Here is a 24056-nt window from a genome sequence, read left to right as displayed (position 1 = left end):
AGGCGCGCGGCCCGGTCCGGCGTTTTTCCAAGGTTTTCAATTTCAGAGTGTTGAGTGGCGTCATGACTGACAAGGCAAAGTCCGTTTCCAAGAACATCGAGGCAATCTACCCCCTGGCGCCCATGCAGCAGGGACTGTTATTCCACAGCCTGATGCATCCGGGCAAGGGCATGTATCTGTTGCAGTACCGGCATGTGATGGAAATGCCGGACCTTGACCTGACCCTGTTCCGTCAGGCCTGGCAGCAGGTGGTGTCCCGCCACGAGGCGTTGCGTACCTCCTTCGTCTGGCAGAAGCAGAAGCGTCCGTTGCAGGTGGTGCATCGACAGGTGGAGCTGCCAGTGAGTTACGAGGACTGGTCGCACCTGGACTCCCAGACCCAGGAGCAGAAGCTGGACACCTTGTTGCGTAACGAGCGTGCCGAGGAATTTGACTTCACCCGGGCGCCGCTGATGCGGGTCCGGTTGTTCAAGCTGGCGCCGGATACCTACCAGTTCGTACGCAGCTACCACCACATCCTGATGGACGCCTGGTGCTTCTCCATCATCATGATGGACTTCCTCAACTGTTATCGCGCGCTGTGCCGGGGTCAGGAACTGCAATTGCCCAAACCCCGGCCCTACCGGGACTTTATCCGCTGGCTCGAACAGCAGGACCCGGAACAGCACCGGCCATTCTGGCAACAGCGGCTGGCGGGCTTCACCGCGCCAACCCCTCTGGGTGTCGACCGTCCGGGGCTCGGCCGCGACGCCGGGGAGCCGGTGGTGGACTGTGTCCACCGCCTGAGTCCGGAACAGACCCGCCGCCTGCAGGCGGCGGCCAGCGGTCTCAATATCACTCTCAACACCCTGGTGCAGGGAGCCTGGGCCCTGTTGCTGTCCCACTACAGCGGCGAGAGCGACGTGCTGTTCGGCGTTACCGTGTCGGGACGCCCCGCTGAGCTGGAGGGCATGGAGGCCATCGTCGGCCTGTTCATCAACTCCCTGCCGCTGCGCTGGCAGGTGCAGGGGGACCAGTCCCTGCGGTCGTGGCTACAGGCCCTGCAAAGGGAAAACCTGACACTGCGTGAGCATGAAACGGTATCCCTGGCCCAGATCCAGGGCTGGAGCGAGGTGGACAAACAGGATCTTTTCCACAGCCTGTTCGTGTTCGAGAACGCCCCCATGGATGCCGGGCTGCGCCAGGAAAACCTGGAATTCATCATCAAGGACGCCGCCAATCGTACCCACACCAACTACCCGATCACCGTGGTGGTGATTCCCGGCGAGCAACTGCACCTGCAATTGACCTACCAGACCGACCGCTTCAGCCATCCGGTAGTGGAGCGGATGCTGGCCCATTTCACCACCCTGCTGACCAGTATGGGCGAGTGCCTGGTAACCGGGGAAGACAGCGAGCGCCGGCTCCGGGACATTGCCATGCTGTCGGATACCGAATGCCACCGGCAATTGCGGCAGTGGGCCGAGGGGCCGCGGCAGCCTGTGGAGCCGCTGTACATCGAGCGCATGGAGGCAATGGCGGTGCGCCACCCCGGGCGGGAGGCCCTTCGCTACCGCGACCAGGGGATGAGTTATAGCGAACTCAATACCCGCGCCAACCTGCTGGCGCAGCAACTGATCGATCGCGGGGTGGGGCCGGACACCCTGGTGGCGCTGCTGGATGAGCGCGGCCCGGCGCTGCTGGTGATGATACTGGCGGTGCTGAAGGCGGGCGCCGCCTGGTTGCCGCTGGATCCCAAACACCCGTCGCGGCGCATTGCCACGGTGCTGACCCAGGGCCGGCCCGTACTGCTGGTGTCCTCGCCCGAACTGGCAACCCTGGCCGGAGAGGCGGCCGGGCTGGTAGAGGGCGCGGCCACCCCGCACCTGACTTTTGATCTGTCCGGTCAGGCCCTGGAACCCTGCGACAACCCGGGGATAACCGTTGGTCCCGACCACCTGGCCTATGTGATCTTTACTTCCGGTTCCACCGGAACGCCGAAGGGCGCCATGGTGACCCAGGAAGGCATGCTCAACAACATGCTGGGCAAGTTCCCCAGCCTGGCGCTGACAGACTCCGACGTGATCGCCCAGACCGCGTCCCAGTGTTTCGACATCTCGGTCTGGCAGTGCCTGACCGGCGTCATCCTCGGCGCCCGTACGGTGATCCTGCCGGATTGCGTGGCCCAGGACCCGGAGGCCCTGGTGCGGGCGGTGGCCGGGCACGGCATCACCATCCTGGAGATCGTGCCGTCGCTGATGCAGGGACTGCTGGATCAGCGGGAGGCGGCCGCCGGCCTGGCCAGCCTGCGCTGGCTGCTACCCACCGGCGAAGCCCTGCCTCCGGTACTGGCGCGGCGCTGGAGTGAGTGTCTGCCCGAGATACCAATGATGAACGCCTATGGCCCGGCAGAATGTTCCGACGACGTGGCCTTCCATCCCCTGGTTGAGCGGCTGCCCGACAGTGCCAGTAACGTCCCCATTGGCAGGGCCACGGCCAACAACCGTCTGTACCTGCTGAACAACCAGATGGAGCTGTTGCCCGAGGGCGCGGTGGGAGAAATCTACGTGGCCGGTGTCGGCGTTGGCCGCGGCTACCTGAACGAGCCGGAACGCACCGCCGCGGTCTTCCTGCCGGACCCCTTTGCCAACGACGGCTCGCGCCTCTACCGCACCGGCGACCTGGCCCGCTTCCTGCCCAACGGTGACCTGGAGTACGTGGGGCGATCGGATCATCAGGTGAAGGTGCGCGGCTACCGTATCGAGCTGGGGGAGATTGAATCCCGCCTGCGCCAGCACGACCAGGTGCGCGAGGCGGTGGTGCTGGCCTGTGACGACGTACGCCGTGCCAAGGTGCTGGTGGCCTACGTGGTGGCCGACTCCATGCCGGCGGTGGAGGCGTTGCGCAAGTTTATCGCCGACACCCTGCCGGACTACATGGTACCGGCGGCCTTCGTGCCGCTGCCCCGGCTGCCGCTGAACGCCAACGGCAAGGTCGACCGCAAGGCCCTGCCGGCGCCGGATTTCGCCGCCCAGAGCGCGGCCAGCTACGTGGCGCCGACCACCCCGCTGCAGCAGCAACTGGTGTCGGTGTGGCAGGAGGTGTTGGGGCTTGAACGCATCGGCATCCACGACAACTTCTTCGAGCTGGGGGGGCATTCGCTGCTGGCCACCCAGCTGATCGGCCAGCTGAGTCGGCAACTGGATCGCGAGGTGCCCCTGCGCAGGGTGTTCGAGAAGCCCACTGTTGCGGAACTGGCGGAGGACTTGGAATCGCAACAGGTCAGCCAGGACGAAACGGGGCCACGGCCGCAATCACGACCAGAGGTGCTGCCGCTGTCCTTCACACAGCAACGCATGTGGTTCCTGCAGCAGCTGGAGCCGGACAGCCCCGCCTACAACCTGCCCGGAGCGGTGCGGCTGCTGGGTGATGTTAACCACGAGCACCTGCGCCAGGCGCTGCAGGTGCTGGTGGACCAGCACGAGGTGCTGCGTACCCGCTTCGTCAACCGGGACGGCGCGCCGGTCCAGATCATTGAGGCCAACCAGCCGGTGGAGTTGCCGGTGACCGACCTGCGCAGTCAGGAGGAGGCCGGACAGGCGCTGCACCAGGCCCTGCGCCGGGATGCCATGGCGTCCTTCGACCTCGAGCATGGGCCGCTGTTGCGGGCTCACCTGTACCGGGTGGACGACCATGAGCAGGTACTGACCATCAACTGCCACCACATCATTGCCGACGGCTGGTCCCTGCGGCTCATCGTGGAGGCCTTCTGCCACCACTACCGCACATTGCAGGCCGGTGGAACCCCGGCGGCGGAACCCCTGGCCCTGCAATACGTCGACTACGCCCTGTGGCAGCGGCAGTGGATGGAAGGCGAAGACTGCCAGCGGCAGCTGGACTACTGGCGGCAGCGCTTGGACGGGGAGCGGCCGCTGCTTACCCTGGCCAGCGATTATCCACGGCCGGAGCAACCAAGCCAGCAGGGCGGCCGCTACAAGGTCACCCTGCCCAAGGCGCTGGCGGACGACGTCAAGGCCTTTGGCCAGCGCCAGGGCCGGGGCAATTTCATCACCCTGCTCACTGCCTACCAGCTGGTCCTGCACCGCTTCAGCGGCCAGGACGACATCCTGGTGGGGGTACCGGTGGCCAACCGCCATCATGGCGTTGTCCAGTCGCTGATCGGCTGCTTCGTCAACACCCTGGTGTACCGTCTCCGCCTGGACCCGGCGGAGACCCTGCAGGCCCTGGTGGCCCGCGCCCACCAACAGTCGGTGGAGGCCCAGGCCCATCAGGACCTGCCCTTCGACTACCTGATCGAGCAGTTGGGCGTGGAGCGCCAGCTCAGTCATAACCCCCTGTTCCAGGCCATGTTCAACTACCTGCCAGGACTGGCCACTGACCGCTTTGACCTGGGGGACGTGGTGGCCGAGCTGGTGGACAACCGGCCCGACACCGCCATGTGCGACCTCAAGCTCGACGTCCAGGAACTGGCGGACGGTTTCGAGCTGAGCTTCGAATACAGCCGCGACCTGTTTGCCGAGACCGGTATCGCCGCCATGGCCGATTACTACCAGGGCGTGCTGGCGCAACTGGTGCGCCGCCCCGAACTGCCCTGTGGCAGCGTGTCGCTGCCCGCCGACCAGCACAGCCTGCTGACGGGAGCGGAGCAGCCTGAGCCAGCGGACTGGCTCCAGCGTTTCCGCCAACAGGTGGAACTGGCGCCCCAACAACCGGCCCTGGTAACGGGGCAGGCCAGCCTCAGCTATGGCGAACTGGACAGCATCACCGATCGCTGGGCGGCGTCGCTGCGGCAACGGGGAATCGGTCCGGACGACCGCGTTGCCCTGTGCCTGGAGCGCAGTCAGGCGCTGCCCATGGCGATGGTGGCCATCCTCAAGGCAGGCGCTGCCTATGTCCCCCTGGACCCGGGCTATCCCGATGAGCGGGCGGCGTACATACTCGACCACGTGGGTCCCGGCCTGTGCCTGACCCAGTCGGATCTGCGGCAGCGGGTGTCCCGCTGGAATGCCGGGGTGTCCCTGGTCGAACTGGCGGAGCTGGAGTCGGACTGTTCCTCAGAGCCCACAGCGGCCACGCCCGACCAACTGGCCTATGTACTGTACACCTCCGGTTCCACCGGGTGTCCCAAGGGGGTGGCCATCAACCGCGGCAACCTGGCCAATTTGCTGGGCGAGCTGGATCACCGCCTGCCCTTGGGCCATGGGGACCAGGTGCTGGCGCTGACCACCGCCACCTTCGACATTGCCGTGCTGGAGTTGCTGGTGCCGCTGGCCGCGGGTGCCACCACCGTGATGGCGGACAGCCAGCAGGCCCGCGATGCCCGCGAGATCGACCAGCTGCTGGAGCAGCATGACATCACCGTACTGCAGGCCACCCCCGCCACCTGGCGTTTGCTGGTGCAACACAGTCAACAGTCATGGCAGGGACTGCGCGCCGTGGCTGGTGGCGAGGCCCTGTCCGGGGCACTGGCCGAGGCCATTACCGGTCGGGGCGCCGAGCTGATCAACGGCTATGGCCCCACCGAGGCCACCGTCTATGCCACCTTCCAGCCGGTGGATTCCGCCACTGCATCGGTGCAGGTCCCGATTGGCGCGCCCATCGCCAATACCGCCTGTTACGTGCTGGACGACCAGTTGCGCCCGGTACCGCCGGGTGTGGCCGGCGAGCTGTACCTGGCCGGTGCCGGCGTCGGTCGCGGCTATTTCGCCGCGCCGGAACTGACCGCCGCCGCCTTCCTCCCGGACCCCTTCGGCACCAGCTCCGGTGGCCGCATGTACCGCACCGGTGACCAGGTGCGGCGGACGGCGCAGGGCGGGCTGGAATACCTGGGCCGGCGGGATTTCCAGGTCAAGCTGCGGGGCTTCCGCATCGAACTCGGAGAGATCGAGGCGGTGCTGGAGCGCCACCCGCAGGTGGAGGCCGCCGCCGTCAGACTCTGGGGCGAGGGTGAGCAGGCCCGCATGGTGGGCTACATGACCGGTGCGGCGGACGACGACCAACTGAAAACCCACCTGGCGGCCCATCTGCCGGACTACATGGTGCCCGGGCAGTTCGTTCGGCTGTCGGCCATGCCCCTGAACGCCAACGGCAAGGTGGACCGCAAGGCGCTGCCGCAACCCGAGGCCCCGACCACGACCAGCAATCGCCCGATGACCGGGGCGGAACAGCGCCTGGCGGACATCTGGCAGGAGATCCTGCAACTGGACAGGGTTGGGCCGGAAGACAACTTCTTCAACCTGGGCGGGCACTCGCTGCTGGCGGCACGGGTGGTGGCCCGTCTTGCTGAACGCCATGGCGTGCAACTGCCCCTACGGCGGCTGTTCGAGAGGCCGGTGCTGGCTGACCTGGCGGCGGAGCTGGACTGCGACGCCGGCGGAGAGGTGGTCACCATCCCGCCGCGGAGCGACGACGGCCCCGCGCCCATGCATTTCACCCAGCAGCGGCTGTGGTTCATCGACCGCTTCGAGGACGGCAGTCGCGCCTACAATCTGTCCGTGGCACTGCAAGTGGATGGCGACATCGAGCCCGGGGTGTTGCAGAAGGCGCTGACCGCCCTGGCCCGGCGCCAGCACAGCCTGCGCACTGGCTTTGCCGAGGATGACGGCCAGCTGCTGCAAATCCTGATGGACCCGGCGACAGTGGCCGAGGTGCTGGCGCCGGTGCAGCACTGCGAAGCGGAGCAGTTGCCCGACCGGCTTCAGGCTGAGGCGGTCCACCGGTTTGATCTGGCCTCCGCCCCCTTGTGGCGGGTAAAGCTGTACCGCCTGCCCGCACAGGGCAGCGTGCTGCAATTGACCATCCACCACATGATCGCCGATGCCTGGTCCCTGGAAATCCTGGTGCGGGAACTGGACACGCTCTATCGCCATTACCAGGCAAACCCGGGCCAGCCTGCAACCGGGGCGGGCCCGCTACCGGCGTTGCCCCTGCAGTTCGCCGATGTGGCCACCTGGTGGCAGGGGCCGGAGGGCCGGGCACGGATCGAGGAACAGCTGGACTACTGGCGTGACAAGCTGGCCGGCGAGGTGCCCCTGCTGGATCTACCCACCGACTTGCCCCGGCCGAGCCAGCAGACTTACAACGGTGAGCGCTACCGCTTCTCCCTGCCTGCCGAACTGGTTGACCGGCTCGGTAACGTCTGCCGCGAGCAGGGACTGACGGTGTTCACCCCGTTGCTGACCGCCTGGCAGTTGCTGCTGTCCCGCTACAGCGGCCAGCGTGACCTGTGGCTCGGGGTGCCGGTAGCACAACGCCACCATGGCCACACCGAACAACTGATCGGCTATTTCGCCACCACCCAGGTACTGCGCTGCTCCCTGGCGCCACAACAGCGGGTGGCGGAACTCTGGCAGCAGGCCCGGCAAGTGACGCTGGAGGCCCAGCAGTACCAGGACGTGCCCTTCGAGAAGCTGGTGGAGGCCCTGGCGGTGGACCGGGACACCAGCCATGCCCCCCTGTTCCAGGCCCTGTTCAACCTGATCCAGCTACCCTCGGCCGACGCCAGCGAATTCGCCGGTATCGGTGCCCGGCGGCTGCCGGTGGAGAATAACCAGGTGCTGGCGGATATCGCCCTGCAGATCGAACAGGCCGGCGAGCACTGGCACTGCACCCTGGAGTACAACACCGATCTGTTCCTGCCCGCCACCATGGCCCGCTATGCCGAACATTTCCAGCAGTTGCTGGTGGCGATGCTGGTGCAGCCGGAGTCGCGGTTGTGTCAGCTGACCCTGGATGAACCGTCCCCGGCACAGGCACCGTGGAACCGGACCGAGGCGGCCATCGACTGGCAACAGGATCTGATCGCCCGCTTCGAGCGCCAGGCCGCGGCCACTCCCGGGGCCATCGCCGTGGAATGCGGCGACCAGGCGCTCAGCTACGGCGACCTGAACCGGCAGGCCAACCAACTGGCCCATTACCTGCGCGAGCAGGGGGTCACGGCCAACCAATTGGTGGCAGTGCGGCTGAGCCGTGGTCCGCTGTTGGTGCCGACCCTGCTGGCGGTGCAGAAGGCGGGGGCGGCCTACCTGCCCCTGGATCCCGGCCACCCCGCCGAGCGACTGACGACGATTCTGCGGCATGCCCGCCCGGCGCTGTGCCTGACTGAATCTGCCCTGCCCGCCCTGGAGGGTGACAGCGGGGCCAGGACGGTTGCGGTGGACCGACTGCCCCTGGCGGACTACCCGGATAATGACCCCAGGCTGACAGCGCAGCCGGGGCAGTTGGCCTACGTCATCTATACCTCCGGCTCCACCGGGCGGCCCAAGGGGGTACAGATCAGCCGCGCCAACCTGCTCAACTTCCTGCTGGCAATGGACCAGCAACTGCCGCTGACCGACGCGGACCGCTGGCTGGCGGCGACCACCTGCGCCTTCGACATCTCCAAACTGGAGCTGTTCCTGCCGCTGATCAAGGGTGCCCGTATTCGTCTGGTGGAGACTGGAGAGGCGGCGGACGGCGAAGCATTGTTCGCGCACCTTGAGAACGCCACGGTGTTCCAGGGCACCCCCGCCAGCTGGCAGTTGTTGTTGCAACACCGGCCCGATAACTGGCCCGCCATTCGCGGGCTGGTCGGGGGAGAGGCAGTGCCGGCGGAGCTGGCCAACCGGCTGCGGACGCTGGGGGTGGCGTTAACGGTGGTGTACGGCCCCACCGAGACCACCGTGTGGTCCACCTGCCAGGCCCTGAAGGAACCGGTCGAGGGGATTGCGCCGATTGGCCTGCCGCTGCTCAACACCCAATGTTATGTGCTGGATGACTGCCTGCAACCGGTACCGGCCGGTGCGGTGGGCGAGCTCTACATCGCCGGCGCCGGCGTGGCCCAGGGCTATCAGGCTGCGCCGGAGCTGACCGCCGCCGCCTTCCTGCCGGACCCTTTCGGAACCACTCCGGGGCGCCGCATGTACCGCACCGGTGACCTGGTGCGCCAGGGTGCCGATGGCAACCTGGCCTATGTCGGTCGCAGTGATTTCCAGATCAAGGTACGCGGCTTCCGCATCGAACCCGGGGAAATCGAGTCGCTGTTGCGCGCCTACCCCGGAATCCGGGAGGCAGTGGTGATGGCCGACGAACACCAGCGCATCGTTGCCTGGGTACAGGCGGACACTCCCGAAGCCCGGCCCGACACGGCGGCGCTGCGCACCTATCTGGAGGAGCGGGTGCCCGCTTACATGGTGCCTTTCACCTTCGTGCCGGTTTCGCGCTTTGCCCTCAACACCAACGGCAAGATCGACCGGCGCGCCCTGCCTCGGCCGGCGGAGTCGGATCTGGTCCGTCACGACTATGTGGCGCCCACCACCGAACTGGAGACGCAACTGGCGGATATCTGGAGCGAGCTGCTGGCGCTGCCCCGTGTCGGCGTTGAAGACAGCTTCTTCGAACTGGGGGGGCACTCGTTGCTGGCAATGCGGCTGATCAGCCGGGTCGAGGAGCGGTTCGGCGTCAGGCTGCACCTGCGGGAACTGTTCGCCGAACCCACGGTGGCGGCACTGGCGCGGCAGGTGGACACGCAAGGCGCCCGGAACCGCAACGAGCTCGACGCCATGGACCAGTTACTGACGGAATTCGAGGACTGATGACAGCATGCATGACAGGACGGAGGGAGCGACAATGAACCAATCCAACGCTACGGAGATTACGCGGCGGCTGGCGGCGCTCCCCGAGGAGAAGCGCCGGCTGTTCCGGGAACGCCTGGCGGAGCAGGGGATCGATCCCTGGCGCCTGCCCATCGTGGCCCGGCCCCGCGAGGCGGCGGCACATTACCCATTGTCCCTGGCCCAGCGGCGGTTCCTGGCGGCCGAGGAGCTGGGTGGCCGTGCCCTGTACAACCTGTGTTCGGTGCTGCGTTTTCACGGCAAGGTTGACCTGGAGGCGTTAAACCAGGCGGTGCGCCAGGTGGTCGATCGCCATGAGATCCTGCGCACCCGCTTTGCCGGCGATGCCAATGGCGAGCCCTGCCAACGGGTGGAAGACGACCTGTTGCCACCGCTGGAGGTGGAGCCCGTCCGGGTGGCCGATGGCGATACCGGGGCCTGGAGCCAGGCCGAGTACCACCGCCAGCTCGACCAGAGGTTCAACCTCCGCGAAGAGCCGCCGCTGCGGGTGCGCTTCTTCGATACCGGTCATGGTGAGTACTGGCTGTTCTTCACCATCCACCACATCGCCTTCGATGCCTGGTCGGCGCAGCAGCTCAACCAGGAAGTGGCCGCCTGTTACCAGGCGGCCGTGGAGGGCGGTCGCGTCGAACTGCCGGAACTGCCCATCCAGTACCGCGATTACGTCCTCTGGCAACGGGAGTGGATGACCAGCCAGCACTACCGGGACCAGTGCGAACACTGGCGCGAGGTACTCGGGGATGCACCGCAGGCGCTGAACCTGCCCACCGACCGGCCCCGTCCGGCCAGCGCCGAGCGCCGGTTCAGCGGCGGCAACCTGAGCCGGCCACTGCCGGCGGAACTCAGTGCCGGCATCCAGCGGGCGGTCAGGGAGCTGGGCACCACCCTCTATATATACGGCCAGACAGTCTTTACCTGGCTGCTGGCGAAATACTCCCACGACCGGGATATCTGCCTGGGCACCTCCATCGCCAACCGCCAGCGGGAGGAACTGGCGCCGCTGATCGGCCCCCTGCTCAACACCCTGGTCATGCGCCACGACCTCACCGGTGATCCGTCGTTCCGCGACGCCCTGGTCCGTAGCCGGGAAGTGACCGCGGCGGCCTTCGACAACCCGGACGTGCCCTTCGAGGAGCTGCCGGCGCTGCTGGACCGCGACCGGGGCGAGGGCCTGTTCCGGGTGATGTACGTCCAGCTCAGCCTGCCGAAAAGCCGCCAGTTCGAATTGCCGGGCGTGGCGGTGGAGATGGTGGAGCCGGAACAGCACCAGGCCCGCTTCGACCTGACCCTGCGCCTGGTGGAGCAGGGGGATGGCCGCCTGCGACTGGACCTGGAATACAGCGACGAACTGTTCGAGCGGGCTACTGTCGAGCAAATGCTGGCGCACCTGCAGGACATTTTCCAACAGACTCTGGAACAGCCCGGGGTACGCCTGTCCCAGTTGCACTGGCGTCATGGTGTCAGCGAGCTGGCGACGGCTCCGCTGGCCCAGGCCCCGTGCCCGCTGGATCGGCGGGTGGCGAGCCTGGCCCGGCAACAGCCGGACGCCTGTGCCCTGGTGGCCCCCGAGGGCCGTTACAGCTACCGCGAGCTGATCGGCGCTGTGGACAACCTGGCGCAGCGCATGGCCCTGACGGGCATGAGCGAGGGCGACCGGGTGGCGCTGTGCCTGCCTCGCACGCCGGTGCAGGTTGCCGCTATGCTGGCGTGCTGGCGCCTGGGGGCAGTGGTGGTGTTCCTCGACCCGGCCTTGCCCGCCCAGCGCCTGGCGGACCTGATCGAGGACAGCGACTGCGCCCTGGTGCTACTGGCCGCACCCCTGGATGTGGCCGGTGGTCGGCCGGCGCTGCGGGTGGACCAGTGGCCGGGGTCGGCAGATAACGCCGCCCCCGAACAGGGTGTGGGGGAAGAAAGCCGCAGCCAACCGGGGCAGGCGGCCTACCTGATCTACACCTCCGGCTCCACCGGACGGCCCAAGGGGGTGGTGGTCAGCCACCACAGCCTGAGCCATTACGCCGCGGCCGTGACCGAACGCCTGCAACTGCCGGTGGGCGCCCGCCATGGCACCCCGGCGACAGTGGCGGCGGACCTGGGGCTGACCTCGGTGGCCGGCGCCCTTCACCAGGGCGGTACCCTGGTACTGCCGGACCCGGCCTGGGCGTTCGACCCGCCGGCCCTGGCGGATTACCTCGACAGCGAGCCGGTGGATTGCCTCAAGATCGTGCCGTCCCACCTCAAGGGGCTGCTGGCGGTGGAGAATCCCCGGCGGTTGCTGCCCCGGCACACCCTGGTGCTGGGGGGCGAGGGTTTGGATGCTGGTCTGGTGGTGCGGGTACGCGAACTGGCGCCGGAGCTGCGTATCGTCAACCACTATGGCCCCTCGGAGGCCACCGTGGGGGTCTGCAGCCATGCCGTCGAGACCGTCGAGACACCCGTGGCGGACACGGCCACCCCCTACCTGCCACTGGGCACGCCGTTACCGGGCTGCCGGCTGCGGGTACTGGATGAAGACCTGAACCCGGTTCCCCGGGGCGCCAGCGGGGAACTTTACATCGAAGGACCGCAACTGGCCCTGGGCTACTGGCGCCGGCCCCACCTGACCGCAGGCGTCTTCCTGCCGGCGGCGGACGGCAGCGGCCGCGGGTATCGCACCGGTGACCGGGTGCGCATCAACACCCGGGGTGAACTGGAATTCCTGGGACGGGTGGACGATCAGGTGAAGATCCGTGGCTACCGGGTGGAGCCCGGCGAGGCCGCGCAATGGCTTAACCTGCAACCGGAGGTGTCGCTGGCGGCGGTGCTTGCCCGCGACCTGGGCCGGGGCCAGCAACTGGTGGCCTATGTACAGGCCGCCGACACCGCCCCGGACCTGGCCCGATTACAGGCACGGATGCGCGAGCAGCTGCCCGACTACCTGGTGCCTGCCCACTGGCAGTTGATGGAGCACCTGCCCCTTAACACCAATGGCAAGGTGGACCGTCAGGCACTGCCCGATCCCCAGACGGGTGAGCAGTCCGCCGAACCGGCGGAAGCCACCCGTGAACTGACCGCTACCGAAGCCCGCCTGGCCGACTTCTGGCGCCAGTTGCTGGGCGTGGAGCAGGTAACGCCGGACGACGATTTCTTCCAGTTGGGCGGTGATTCGATCCTCAGCCTGCAACTGATCGCGCTGGCGGCCCAGGCCGGGCTGCCGCTGACCCCGCGCCAGGTCATGGCGGACGGCCGCCTGCGGGCGATGGCCGGGGAAGCCGATCCGACGAACACGCCTGACGCCGGGCTTCCGCCCCGCGTCGAGCGGTCGCGGCCACAGCCACTGTCCCCGGCCCAGCGCCGCCTGTGGTTCCTGCAGCAGCTCGACCCGCAGAGCGTCGCCTACAATGTCCCACAATTGTTGGCGGTGACCGGACGGCTGGACGTGGCGGCGCTGCGGCAAAGCTGCGAGGCTCTGGTGCGCCGTCACGAGTCCCTGCGCTGTCGCTTCTTCGAGCGGGACGACCAGGTCTGGCAACAGGTGGCGGACGAGGTATCGCCGTTGTTCCAGGTCCATCCCGACCGGGGCGCTGACTGGCAGGCGGCGGCCACCCGGGCTGCGAGCCGGGCCTTCGACCTGGAACAGGGTCCGCTGCTGGCGGTGGACCTGTTTCCCGTCGGGCCGGAGGAGTACCGGCTGCTGATCAATGTGCACCACATCGCGGTGGATGGCTGGTCCATGGCGCTGCTGGTGCGGGATTTCGTGGCGGCCTACCAGGCCTCGGTGGAGAACCGCCCGCTGGACGATGCCGAGCGTACCGTGGACTTTCTCGACCTGGCGGTCTGGCAACATCAGGCGGTGGCGGACGGGCGCACCGATGCCCAACTGGCGTATTGGCGTGAGCGGCTGGCGGGCGCCGACTTCGACCTGCTGTTGCCACTGGACCACCCCAGACCTGCCCACCAGACCAGCGAGGGCCGGCGGCTGGAGCACTCCGTGCCGGATGCGGTGACCCGCGAGGTGAACGGGCTGGCTCGCGGTCTCGGGGTATCGCCGTTTACCGTCTACCTGGCCGCCTACCAAGTACTGTTGTGGCGCTACAGCGGCCAGTCAGACTTCACCGTCGGGGTACCGGTGGCCGGGCGGGACGATCCCCACAGCCAGGAGCTGGTCGGCCTGTTCGTCAACACCCTGGTCCACCGCAGCCGGCTGCGGCCGGAGCAAGCCCTGTCGGACTACCTGCAACAACTGGGACGCCAGCACCAGGAGGACCTGGCGCACCAGGAACTGCCTTTCGAACAGTTGGTGGATGCCCTGGCGGTGGAACGGGACCTGTCCCGCTCCCCCCTGTTCCAGGTCATGTTCAACTACCAGAAGGACCACCGCGGCGAGCGGCGCATCGAACTGCCTGGCCTGGCCGTGGAGCCGCTGGCGCTGGAGCGGGTCAGCGCCAAGTTCGACCTGACCTTCAACCTGTTCGAACAGCAGGATTCCGGCGGCGATGACAGCACCACGCTGCTGGTGGAATATCCGCCGGTGCTGTTTGAGGAGGCGACCGTGGCCACCCTGGTGGCGGATTACGTCGAGCTGTTGCGGAGTTTTGGTGAAGGCGCGCAACACCGCCTGGAAGCCCTGCCGCTGGCGTCCACCGGGTCGCTGCCGGAAGCCGGCGAGGTCCTGCCGGCCGCGGAGCTGGAAGACTTCGTAGCCCGTTTCGACGAGCGTGCCCGGCGCCACCCGGACCGGATCGCGGTGATCAGCGGCGACCGCCAGCTGCGCTACGGCGAGCTGGCCCACACCGCCAACCGCCTGGCGCACTGGCTGCTGGCCCAGGACGTCGCGCCGGAAACCCCGGTGGCCTTCTGTCTACCCCGGGATGAGCGCCTGCTGATATGCCTGCTGGGCATCCAGAAAGCGGGCCTGACCTATGTGCCCATTGATCCGACCCATCCCGCCGAGCGCAACGGCTATATCCTGCAACAGGCCACACCGGCCTTGTGTTTGTGTGCCGATGAGACCCGCCAGGGTGTCGCGGGCACCGCCGGCCGTACCCTGGTCTGGTCCGAGCTGGAACTGCAACTGGCACTGCAGCCGGCCGGGGCGCCGGACTGTCCACCGGCGAGGCCGCAGCAGCTGGCGTACACCCTGTACACCTCCGGCTCCACCGGAAGGCCCAAGGGAGTGCAGATCAGCCGTGGTAGTTTCGCCAACTTCCTGGTGGCCATGGAACGCATCCTGCCCCTGGAGGAAGTGACCCGTTACTTGGCCCTCACCACCATCACCTTCGACATCGCCGGGCTGGAGCTGTGCCTGCCGCTAGTGCGGGGTGGCACCGTGGTGATGGCGGACGACGACCAGCGTCACGATCCGCAAGCGTTGCTGGCGCTGATCCGCGCGCGGCAGGTCCAGTTGGTGCAGGCCACGCCGGCCACCTGGAGCCTGCTGCTGGAGGACGACGGTGGCGACCTGGCGGAGGTGGTGGCCCTGACTGGTGGCGAGGCGCTGCCGGCGGAACTGGGCAAACGCCTGGCCAGCGCGGCGCGGCAGGTGATCAACGTCTATGGCCCCACCGAGACCACCGTGTGGTCCTCCTCCAGCCCGGTGACCGGGGCGGTGGCGGACGGCGTGCTGTCCATCGGCCGGCCGCTGCTCAACAACCGCTGCCACGTGCTGGACGACCGACTCAACCCGGTGCCGGTGGGTGTCGCCGGAGAGCTGTACATCGCTGGGGAGGGACTGGCCCGTGGCTACGCCGACCAGCCGGCACTCACCGCTGAGCGCTTTTTGCCCGATCCCTTCGGTCCGGCCGGGGGGCGGCTTTACCGCACCGGCGACCGTGCCCGCTGGCTGGCCAGCGGCGAACTGCAGTACCTGGGCCGTACCGACGGCCAGGTCAAGGTTCGCGGTTTCCGGGTGGAACTGGGGGAGATCGAGGCCGCCCTGCAGCAGCACCCGTCGGTGCGCCAGGCGGCAGTGGTGGTCCACCAGGCGGCACTGGCCGCCTATTGGGTGACCCGGGACGGTTGCCAGGTGGATGCCGCCGGACTGCGCGCCCATCTGGCGGAACGATTGCCGGAGTACATGGTGCCGACCTGGTACCAGCCGATGACCGAGCTGCCCCTGAACAGCAACGGCAAGGTGGACCGCAAGGCGCTGCCGCAGCCAGACGGCGGCAGCCGCCAGGACACTGCCCCCGCCGCCGCGCTGAACGGAGCCGAGCAATACCTGGCGGCCATCTGGTGCGAGGTGCTGGGCATCGATGAGGTGCGGGCGGACGACAATTTCTTCCACCTGGGCGGTCATTCCCTGAAGGCGACCCAGGTCCGCTCACGTCTGCGGGCCGAGGGCGTGGAGCTGCCGCTGAAACTGTTTTTCGAGGAGCCGGTACTGGCGGCGCAGGCGCGGGCGCTGTCCCGGGTTCAATCCGCCGCCGGACAGCGGGCCGCCATTCCCCGGGCACCGCGTGATGGCGATCTGCCGCTGTCCGATGCCCAACGCCGGGTCTGGTTCATGCAGCACCTCAACCCCCGGGATGCCAGCTTCAACATGGCGTTTGCGGTGGAGCTGCGCGGCGCCCTGGACCCGGCGGCATTGCGGGAGGCATTGCAGCGGGTCAGCGAGCGCCACGAGATACTGCGCACCACCTACCACCAGGTGGGTGACGAGCCGGTGCAGCGTATCCACCCGCAGTTGCCGCCGGACTTTGCCACCACCGACCTGCCGCCCGGGGCGGTGGATGCCGATCTGGAGCGCCTGTTGGCGGCGGCGTCCTGCCATCCCTTCGACCTGGAGCGGGAGGCGCCCCTGCGGGTGCGGCTGTACCGGCGTGGCGAGCGGGACTTCGTCTGCCAGTTCATCCAGCACCACATCGCCTCCGACGCCTGGTCCACCACGGTGCTGCTGGACGAGGTCATTGCCTGCTATGGCGAGGCGGGTGGTGGACCAGCCGGTGAAATGCCGCCCCTGACGATCCAGTACGCCGACTATGCCGCCTGGCAGGTGTCGGACGAGCGCCGGGAGCAGCATCGTCAGGGCCTGGAGTTCTGGCGCCGGACACTGGCCGGCATGCCGCCACAACTGGCGCTGCCGTTCGATTTCCCGCGGCCGGAGCGGGACGATGGCCGGGGCGACGCCGTGGACTTCCAGTGGCAGGGGGAGCAGTGGCAGGCATTGCAGGCCTTCGCAAAAGATCAGGGCGCGTCCCTGTTCATGGTGCTGTTGGCGGCTTTTGGCCTGGTGCTGCACCGCGAAACCCGCAGCGAAGACCTGGTCATCGGCACTGACGTCGCCAACCGGGATACCCCCGACACCGAGGCGCTGATCGGCTTCTTCGTCAATCTGGTGGCGCTGCGGCTGAAACCGCAACCGGACACTTCCTTTGCCGGTTACCTGCAACAGGTGCGACAGGTGTGCCTGGAGGCGTTTTCCCACCAGGACGTGCCCTTCGACCGGGTGGTGGAGACCATGGGCCAGCCCCGCCAGGGCAATGTCCATCCGCTGCTGCAGGCGCTGCTGGTAATGCAGAACACGCCCGGCCAGCAACAGCGATTGCCGGACATCGAGGTGACGCCACGGGCCAACCCTCAGCACCATTCCAAGTTCGATATGGCGCTGTTCGCCAGCGAGGAAGAGGCCGGCCTGCAATTGCGCTGGGTCTACCGCCCGAGCCTGTTCCGCCGCGCCACCATCGAGCGGCTGCGGGATGGCCTGTGCGATATCCTGGCCCAGGCCCTGGCCGCACCGGACACCTCTTTAACCGACTTTGACCTGCACGCCAGAGGTAAGGCATCCATGACTTCATCCACGCAAAAACAGCGTAAGCTGTCCAAGCTTGGCAAGCTCAAGCGCCAGCCCCCGGCCGCCGACCGCGCGCCGGTGGACTGCCGTCCCCTGAACAGCGGTCAGCCCTTTCCCCTGCTGGTGGAAAGCCGCGAGGCCGACCTGGACCCCCACGCCTGGGCCAGCGCCAACCGGGCACAGGTGGAGCAGTGGCTGGGAGAGCACGGCGGTATTCTGTTCCGGGGGTTCCAACTGCCGACACCGGTAGACTTCGAGGGATTCTGCCAGGCGCTCCATCCCGAGCTGTATGGCCAGTACGGCGACCTGCCCAAGAAGGACGTGGGGCAGAAGATCTACCGGTCCACGCCCTATCCCAATGACCGCATGATCCTGTTCCATAACGAGAGCGCCCACCAGCACCGCTGGCCCCGGCGACAGTGGTTCTACTGCGAGGTGCCGGCGCCGGTGGGCGGCGCCACCCCGATTGTCGATTGCCGCCAGGTGTACCGGGCGCTGCCGGGCTGGCTGCGGGACAAGCTGCAGGACAAGCAGTTGCTCTATATCCGCAACTTTACTGGTCAGATCGACGTCACTTGGCAGCATTTCTTCAGGACCGAGCGGCGGGACGAGGTAGAGGCCATCTGCCGCGAGGGGGGTATCCAGTTCGAATGGGGCGAGGGCGACACCCTGCACACCCGCCAGCGGGGGCCAGCGGTCATTCGTCACCCGGCCACCGGGGAACTGAGCTTTTTCAACCAGATCCAGCTCTACCACATGGCCTTCCTTGAGGAGGACGTGCGCGCGCAGTTGCTGGACGGGGGAGGCGAGGAACGCCTGCCGCGCCATGTCTGTTACGGCGACGGCGAGCCATTGGAAGATGAGGCCATCCAACTGATCAGCGCGGCCTACGAAGATCACGCGGTGCGCTTTGACTGGCAGGCGGGCGATGTGGTGATGCTGGACAACATGCTGGCGGCCCATGCCCGCGACCCGTTCGAAGGGGAACGCCGGATCGCGGTGGCCATGGGGGACATCTACCGCCGTGACCAGGTGGCGGCACCCAGGGCCACCGACGAGCCATCCGCAACTCACGTCATTGAGGAGCCACAGACATGAATTCCGTTGCCACCGGTGAATCGCTGTCACCGCAACAGAAAATGCTGGCCGAGACCGCCCCGCCATTGCGGTGGGTGTGGCTGGGCCTGGGCGAGGGCTTGCAAGCCAGGGACGTGGAACAGGCCCTGGGGTGGTTTATTACACGCCACGAAGCCCTGCGTACCCGCTACCGCCAGGCCCGGGGCTGGACCGGGCTGCGCCAGGAGGTAGTAGCGCCGGAAGACCTGCGGCTGGACTGGCGGGTCGGCGGTGCCGGAGAGGGCACCGAACCCCAGCTCTGGCGAGCCCGCGCGGAGGACGCGGCGGCGCAACACCAGCCGGACCTGTTGGCCTGGCTGTACCAGGATGCCCGGGGCGGCAGCCGCCTGTTGCTGGGAGTTTCGCCCCTGGCGGTGGACGATGCCAGCCTGTTGCGGCTGCGCGACGCCCTGCGTGCCGGCGATGCCGTGCCGGCGGATGAGCCCCCCATGCAGTATCGGGAATACGTTGCCTGGATTCGTGAGTTGCAGGCGGACGACGAGGACGCCGGCGAAGGCGCCCAGTTCTGGCGCAACCAGGGCCTGGAGCGCCTGCCCGGCGGGCGTCTGCCGGAAATCTACGGTGAGCCCGCCGGTATCTTCGGGCGGGCGCGGTGCTCCTGGCCTGCCGACTTGCAGCAACGGCTGGCGACCCTGGCGCAGGCCTGGGACTGCCCGCAGCCGACGCCCCTGCTGGCGGCCTGGGCAGCGCTCCTGGGCCGGCTCAGGGGCAGTCACGCCCTGCAACTGGGCTGGCAGCATGACTGCCGCGACGACTATGACGAACTCGCCCCCAGCATCGGCCTGTTCGGCCAGATCCTGCCTCTGGCCTGCCACGGCAGCGCAGGGCAATCCCTGCGAGGCCTGGCGCGGGAGCTGAAAACGGGCCTGGAGGCGTTGCCGGAGTGGCAGGAATACGCCAGCCTGGGGGAGGTGCAGCCCCTGTCGCAGCCCAGCCGCCAGGCCGGCATGCTGTGGCGGACGCAGGCGGACCGCCAGACGTTGCAGACCGATACCCCCACCAGTCCCTGTGAACTGCTGTTGCAGGCCGTCCACACCGAGCAGGGCGACGGCCAGTTGATCCTGGATTTCGACAGCGGCCTGTACCGCCAGGCCCAGATGGAACGCCTGCTGGCACGACTGCTACGGCTGGTGGAGCAGGTACTGGAGTACCCGGAGACAGCCCTGGCGGAACTGGATCTGTTGCTGGACGACGAAGATATGGCCAGTGGGGCATTACCGCCGTCGACCGCCAGGGCTGATGCGGTGGCGGATGTGGTTGGCGGGTTCCGCGAACAGGCGGCAGCCCACCCCGGACGCGTCGCGTTGCGTGCTGGTCAGCGCGAGTACAGCTATTGCGAGCTGGACAACGAGAGTGAGCGGGTGGCCGCGGCCCTCCAGGCTGTTGGCGCCGGCCCCGAGCGGCTGGTTGCCCTCTGCCTGCCCCGGGGGCCCGAGGCCGTGGTGGCCATGCTCGCGGTGCTGAAAACCGGGTCGGCCTACCTGCCCCTGGACCCGCAGCAGCCCGCCCGGCGACTGGAGACCATACTGCGGGACGCCCGGCCAGCGGTGTTGCTGGTGGCGGATGACGACACCGACGCTGCCGCCCTCACGCATGGGCTGGAAGGGCCCTGGCAGATCCTGAGCTGGTCGCGGGCCCGATCATGCACCGGGGCACTGGCGCCGGTAACCCGCGAGCCTTCGCACCAGGTCTACGTACTCTATACCTCCGGCTCCACCGGGCAGCCCAAGGGTGTGCAGGTGGAAAACGCCCAGTTGAACCATTATTGTGCCCACGCCATCGCGGCCCTGGCGTTGCCCGAGGGCGGCCACTATGGCTTGGTGTCCTCACTGGTGGCGGACCTGGGCAACACGGTACTGTTTCCCGCCTGGCTCCGGGGCGGCTGCCTGCACCTGCTGGACCGGGCCACGGTCACCGACGGCCAGGCGTTTGCCGATTACCAGGCGAACTGGCCGCTGGATGTGCTGAAGATCGTGCCGTCCCACCTGGAGGCGCTGCTCACCGGGCAGTCCGTCTCGGCGCTGCTGCCCAGGCAGCGGCTGGTGCTGGGGGGTGAGCCTGTCGGCACCGCCCTGTTGCGGGAGTTGTCCGCCGCCGCGCCGGGCTGCACCGTGTACAACCATTACGGGCCCACCGAAACCACCGTCGGGGTGTTGTGGTCGGAGGTTGACCTGGCACGCCAGGACACGGCCCTGACCGATCCGATCGGCGACAACCGGATTTACCTGCTGGACCCGGCGGGGCGTTCCGTGCCCCGGGGCCAGGTGGGGGAGCTCTGTGTCAGCGGCCCGGGCGTGACCCGGGGTTACCTGGGCAACCCGGAGGCCACCGCCCAGGCTTACACGGCCAACCCTGCGGGGGATGGCCGCCTGTACCGCACCGGTGACCTGGCGTTGCAGCAGGCCGACGGCGTCATCCGTATCCTGGGCCGGCGGGATCATCAGGTGAAGCTCAGGGGATTCCGCTTCGAACTGGAAGAAGTGGAACGCGCCCTGCAGGCCACGGCGGGCGTGGAACAGGCTGCGGCGGTGCTGGACGGGGAGGGCGAGCAGGCCTGCTTGCTGGGCCTGGTCACCGGCGGCCAGGTTTCGCCGGGCTCTGCCCCGGAACCCGTGCCAGATCCCGCAAAAGTGCGGGAAGACCTGGCGCAACGGCTGCCGGACTACATGGTGCCGGCCCGCATCCTGGTGGTGACGGCACTGCCGTTGAACGACAACGGCAAGGTGGACCGCAAGGCCCTGCCGGAGCTGGCACACCGTGCCGCACAACGGGTCCGGGTGGCGCCGCAGAACGAGCTGGAACGCCTGGTGCTGGCGGTCTGGCAGGACGTGCTGGGACAGGACGATATTGGCGTGACCGACAATTTCTTCGACATCGGAGGCCATTCGCTGGCGGCCATCAAGGTGGTGGCCCGCCTGCGGGACCGGCTGGAGCGGCTGCTGCCCACCACCCTGTTGTTCGAGGCCCAGACCGTCCGCGCTTTGGCCGGTCGGGTGGAGCAGGGCAATGGAAACCAGCGCTGGCTGACCTACGGCGAGGCGCAGGGCGACCTGGCGGTGGTGCTACTGCACGCGGTTTCCGGCCATCTGCTCACCCTGCGCCCGTTGATCGACGCTCTCCAGGGCAAGGTCCGGCTCCACGGGCTGGCCGCCGATGGCGCTGCGCTGGAAGACAGCTGTCCCGAGCGCCTGGGCGAGGTGCTGGACGGCTATGTAGCGGCGATACCGGAGAGCCTGCGGGACACCCCGCTGGTGCTGGTGGGCTGGAGCCTGGCGTCGCGGCTGGCGCTTTTGCTGGCCGAGCGGTTGCAGGCCAGGGGTTTCCGGGTACACAGCCTCACCCTGCTGGACTACGACCCCAGCCATACCCTGCAGGGGGCCGAAGACGAGTCGGGGCAATTGCTGGCGGATCTGGACTACTATTGCCAGAGTCACCAGATCGCCCTGCCGGATGGCTCCCGCCAGGCCCTGGCCCGGGAAGTAGCCGGCTGCGACTATGCCACGGCGGTGGAACGGGCGTTGGTGTCCGCCGAGCTGCGGCAGGCGCTGGGTGATGGCATACCGGAAGACTGGATTCGCCAGCGGGTGATGGTTCGCTGGCGGTTCAAGGAACTGATGTACGGCGTGGCTCTCCCCAGGGTAGACCTGCCGCTTTGGGTGTGGACCTGCCGCGACGGGCGGTGTGATCCCCGGGCCTGGCAGGCGTATAGTACCCGCGAGGTGCGGAGCGCCACGGTTGAGGCGGACCATGTGTCCATCCTGGCCTCGTCGGACATGCACGGGCAGCTGCTGGACCAGTTGCTCTCGATACCGGTTAATACGGAAGTGGTTTCATGACATTGATGATGACATTCCTGCGCCAGGTGCGCTGGCGAATCGCGCTGGCGGTGCTGGCCAGCAGCATCAGCGCCGCGGCGGGCATCGGGCTGATCGCCTATATCAACCAGACCCTGGATACCGGCATGGCCGACACCGGCCAGTCGCTGGCCCTGTTTGCCGGCCTGGTGGTGCTGGTTTTCGTCAGCGGCGTCAGTTCCCAGGTGCTGCTGGTGCGGCTGGGGCACAGCCTGGTGTACCAGCTCCGTCTCAAGCTGGTGGCCCAGGTGCTGGGAACCTCCCTGGCGCGGCTGGAGGCCCTGGGTGGGCCGCTGGTGTACAACGTGCTGACCCGCGACGTCACCATGGTGGCGGCGGCCTTCAAGCAGCTGCCGATTTCCCTGTACAACGGGCTGTTGCTGGTGGCCGGCATGGCCTACCTGGCCTGGCTGAACCTGCCCCTGTTTCTGGTTACCCAGGTGGTCATCGCCCTCGGTGTCTGGGGGGATATCCTGCTGGGGCGGCTGGTCAAGCGCCTGATGGGCCGGGTACGGGACCTGGACGACACCCTGTTCGAGCACTTCGAGGCCACCATCGAGGGGCGCAACGAGCTGGGCCTGAGCCGGTCACGCCGGCGTTACCTGTTCCAGCGCCGGCTTGAACCCACGGCGCGGGAGTCCATGCAGGCCGCCAGCCGTGCCGATGCGCTGTGGGCCATCAACCTCAACTGGACCACGGTGCTGGTGTTCCTGTTGCTGGGCGCGGTGTTCTTTGCCGGTATGGGCTGGGGGCTGGTGAGCCGGGACGTTCTGGTGGGTTACGTACTTGCCATCATGTTCCTGCGCACCCCCATCGCCATGATCCTGGACGCGGTACCCGCCATTATTCGTGGCAATGTGGCGCTGCGGGCCATCGACCGGCTGGGCCTGGGGCCCGCCGAGGATTTCTCAGAGGCCGATGAGCGCGAACCACTGCCGCCGTTCCAGGAACTCTGCCTGGAGGGAGCAGGCTACCGCTACCCGGGTCAGGGGGACGAAGCAGGGTTCCACCTGGGACCGCTGGACCTGCATATCCGGCGGGGCGAGTTGATCTTTCTGGTGGGGGGCAACGGCAGCGGCAAGTCCACCCTGGGCAAGCTGATGACCGGCCTCTACCTGCCCACCGAAGGCCGGCTGACCCTTAACGGTGAAACCCTGGATGAGACGACTGCGGCGCGGCACCGGGGCTATTTCGCCACCATCTTCCCCGATTTCTATCTGTTCGCCGATGTGCTGGACGCCGAGGGTCGGGATGCCGGGGTGGACGAGCGGGTGCAGCACTACCTCCGGCGCCTGGCGCTGGACCACAAGGTTGAGGTGCGGGACGGTCGCCTGTCCACCACCGCCCTGTCCCAGGGGCAACGCAAGCGCCTGGCGTTGCTGCTGCTGTACATGGAGGACCGGCCGGTATTGCTGTTGGACGAGTGGGCCGCCGACCAGGACCCGACGTTCCGGGAGGTGTTCTACCGGGAGATCCTGCCGGAGCTGCAGGCGGCGGGCAAGACGGTGGTCGCCATCACCCACGATGACCGCTATTTTGCACTGGCCGACCGGGTCTACAAACTGGACAGTGGCCAGCTGGTGCCCTATAACGCCCCACCGGACTCGTCACCGCATCCGCCGGAGCTATCACCACAAGAGTTGCGCGAACGCGTAACGGAACAACCGGGAACCTGACTGGATTGCC

Annotated in this window: 4 protein-coding genes; all 4 read left to right on the top strand. The window is 67.7% G+C overall.

Translation table 11 applies throughout. From position 1 onward, the window contains the following. Positions 1-62 precede the first annotated feature (62 nt). From ACQUWM_RS12605 to ACQUWM_RS12590, 4 genes are read left to right on the top strand one after another with little or no spacing between them, the layout of a single operon-like run. Positions 63-9572 carry an amino acid adenylation domain-containing protein gene (locus ACQUWM_RS12605; RefSeq protein WP_428922387.1) on the top strand — a complete coding sequence of 3170 codons (9510 nt, stop codon included), beginning with the start codon at positions 63-65 and terminating at the stop codon, positions 9570-9572. 34 nt (positions 9573-9606) lie between these two features. Then, the gene (locus ACQUWM_RS12600) at positions 9607-18477 is read left to right on the top strand and encodes an amino acid adenylation domain-containing protein (protein WP_428922386.1); all 8871 of its coding nucleotides are present in this window, start codon (positions 9607-9609) and stop codon (positions 18475-18477) included. After that, positions 18474-22352: a non-ribosomal peptide synthetase gene (locus tag ACQUWM_RS12595; RefSeq protein ID WP_428922385.1), complete on the top strand. Its 3879-nt coding sequence runs from the start codon at positions 18474-18476 to the stop codon at positions 22350-22352. Before ACQUWM_RS12600 ends, ACQUWM_RS12595 begins: the two co-directional genes overlap by 4 nt. Beyond that, on the top strand, positions 22349-24046 hold the full coding sequence (locus ACQUWM_RS12590; RefSeq protein WP_407001616.1) for a cyclic peptide export ABC transporter: 1698 nt from the start codon (positions 22349-22351) through the stop codon (positions 24044-24046). The genes ACQUWM_RS12595 and ACQUWM_RS12590 overlap by 4 nt, the downstream gene beginning before the upstream one ends. The last annotated feature ends 10 nt before the right edge of the window (positions 24047-24056 follow it).

The organism is Marinobacter sp. DUT-3, assembly GCF_050379435.1.
Lineage (GTDB): Bacteria > Pseudomonadota > Gammaproteobacteria > Pseudomonadales > Oleiphilaceae > Marinobacter.
Note: the sequence above shows the minus strand (reverse complement) of the source record. Positions and strands in the feature narration are given on the sequence as shown.

Excerpts from the sequence above, each read along its gene's own strand:
- ACQUWM_RS12600 (WP_428922386.1), top strand. The coding sequence starts at position 9,607 with ATGAACCAATCCAACGCTACGGAGATTACGCGGCGGCTGGCGGCGCTC.
- ACQUWM_RS12605 (WP_428922387.1), top strand. The coding sequence starts at position 63 with ATGACTGACAAGGCAAAGTCCGTTTCCAAGAACATCGAGGCAATCTAC.
- ACQUWM_RS12595 (WP_428922385.1), top strand. The coding sequence starts at position 18,474 with ATGAATTCCGTTGCCACCGGTGAATCGCTGTCACCGCAACAGAAAATG.
- ACQUWM_RS12590 (WP_407001616.1), top strand. The coding sequence starts at position 22,349 with ATGACATTGATGATGACATTCCTGCGCCAGGTGCGCTGGCGAATCGCG.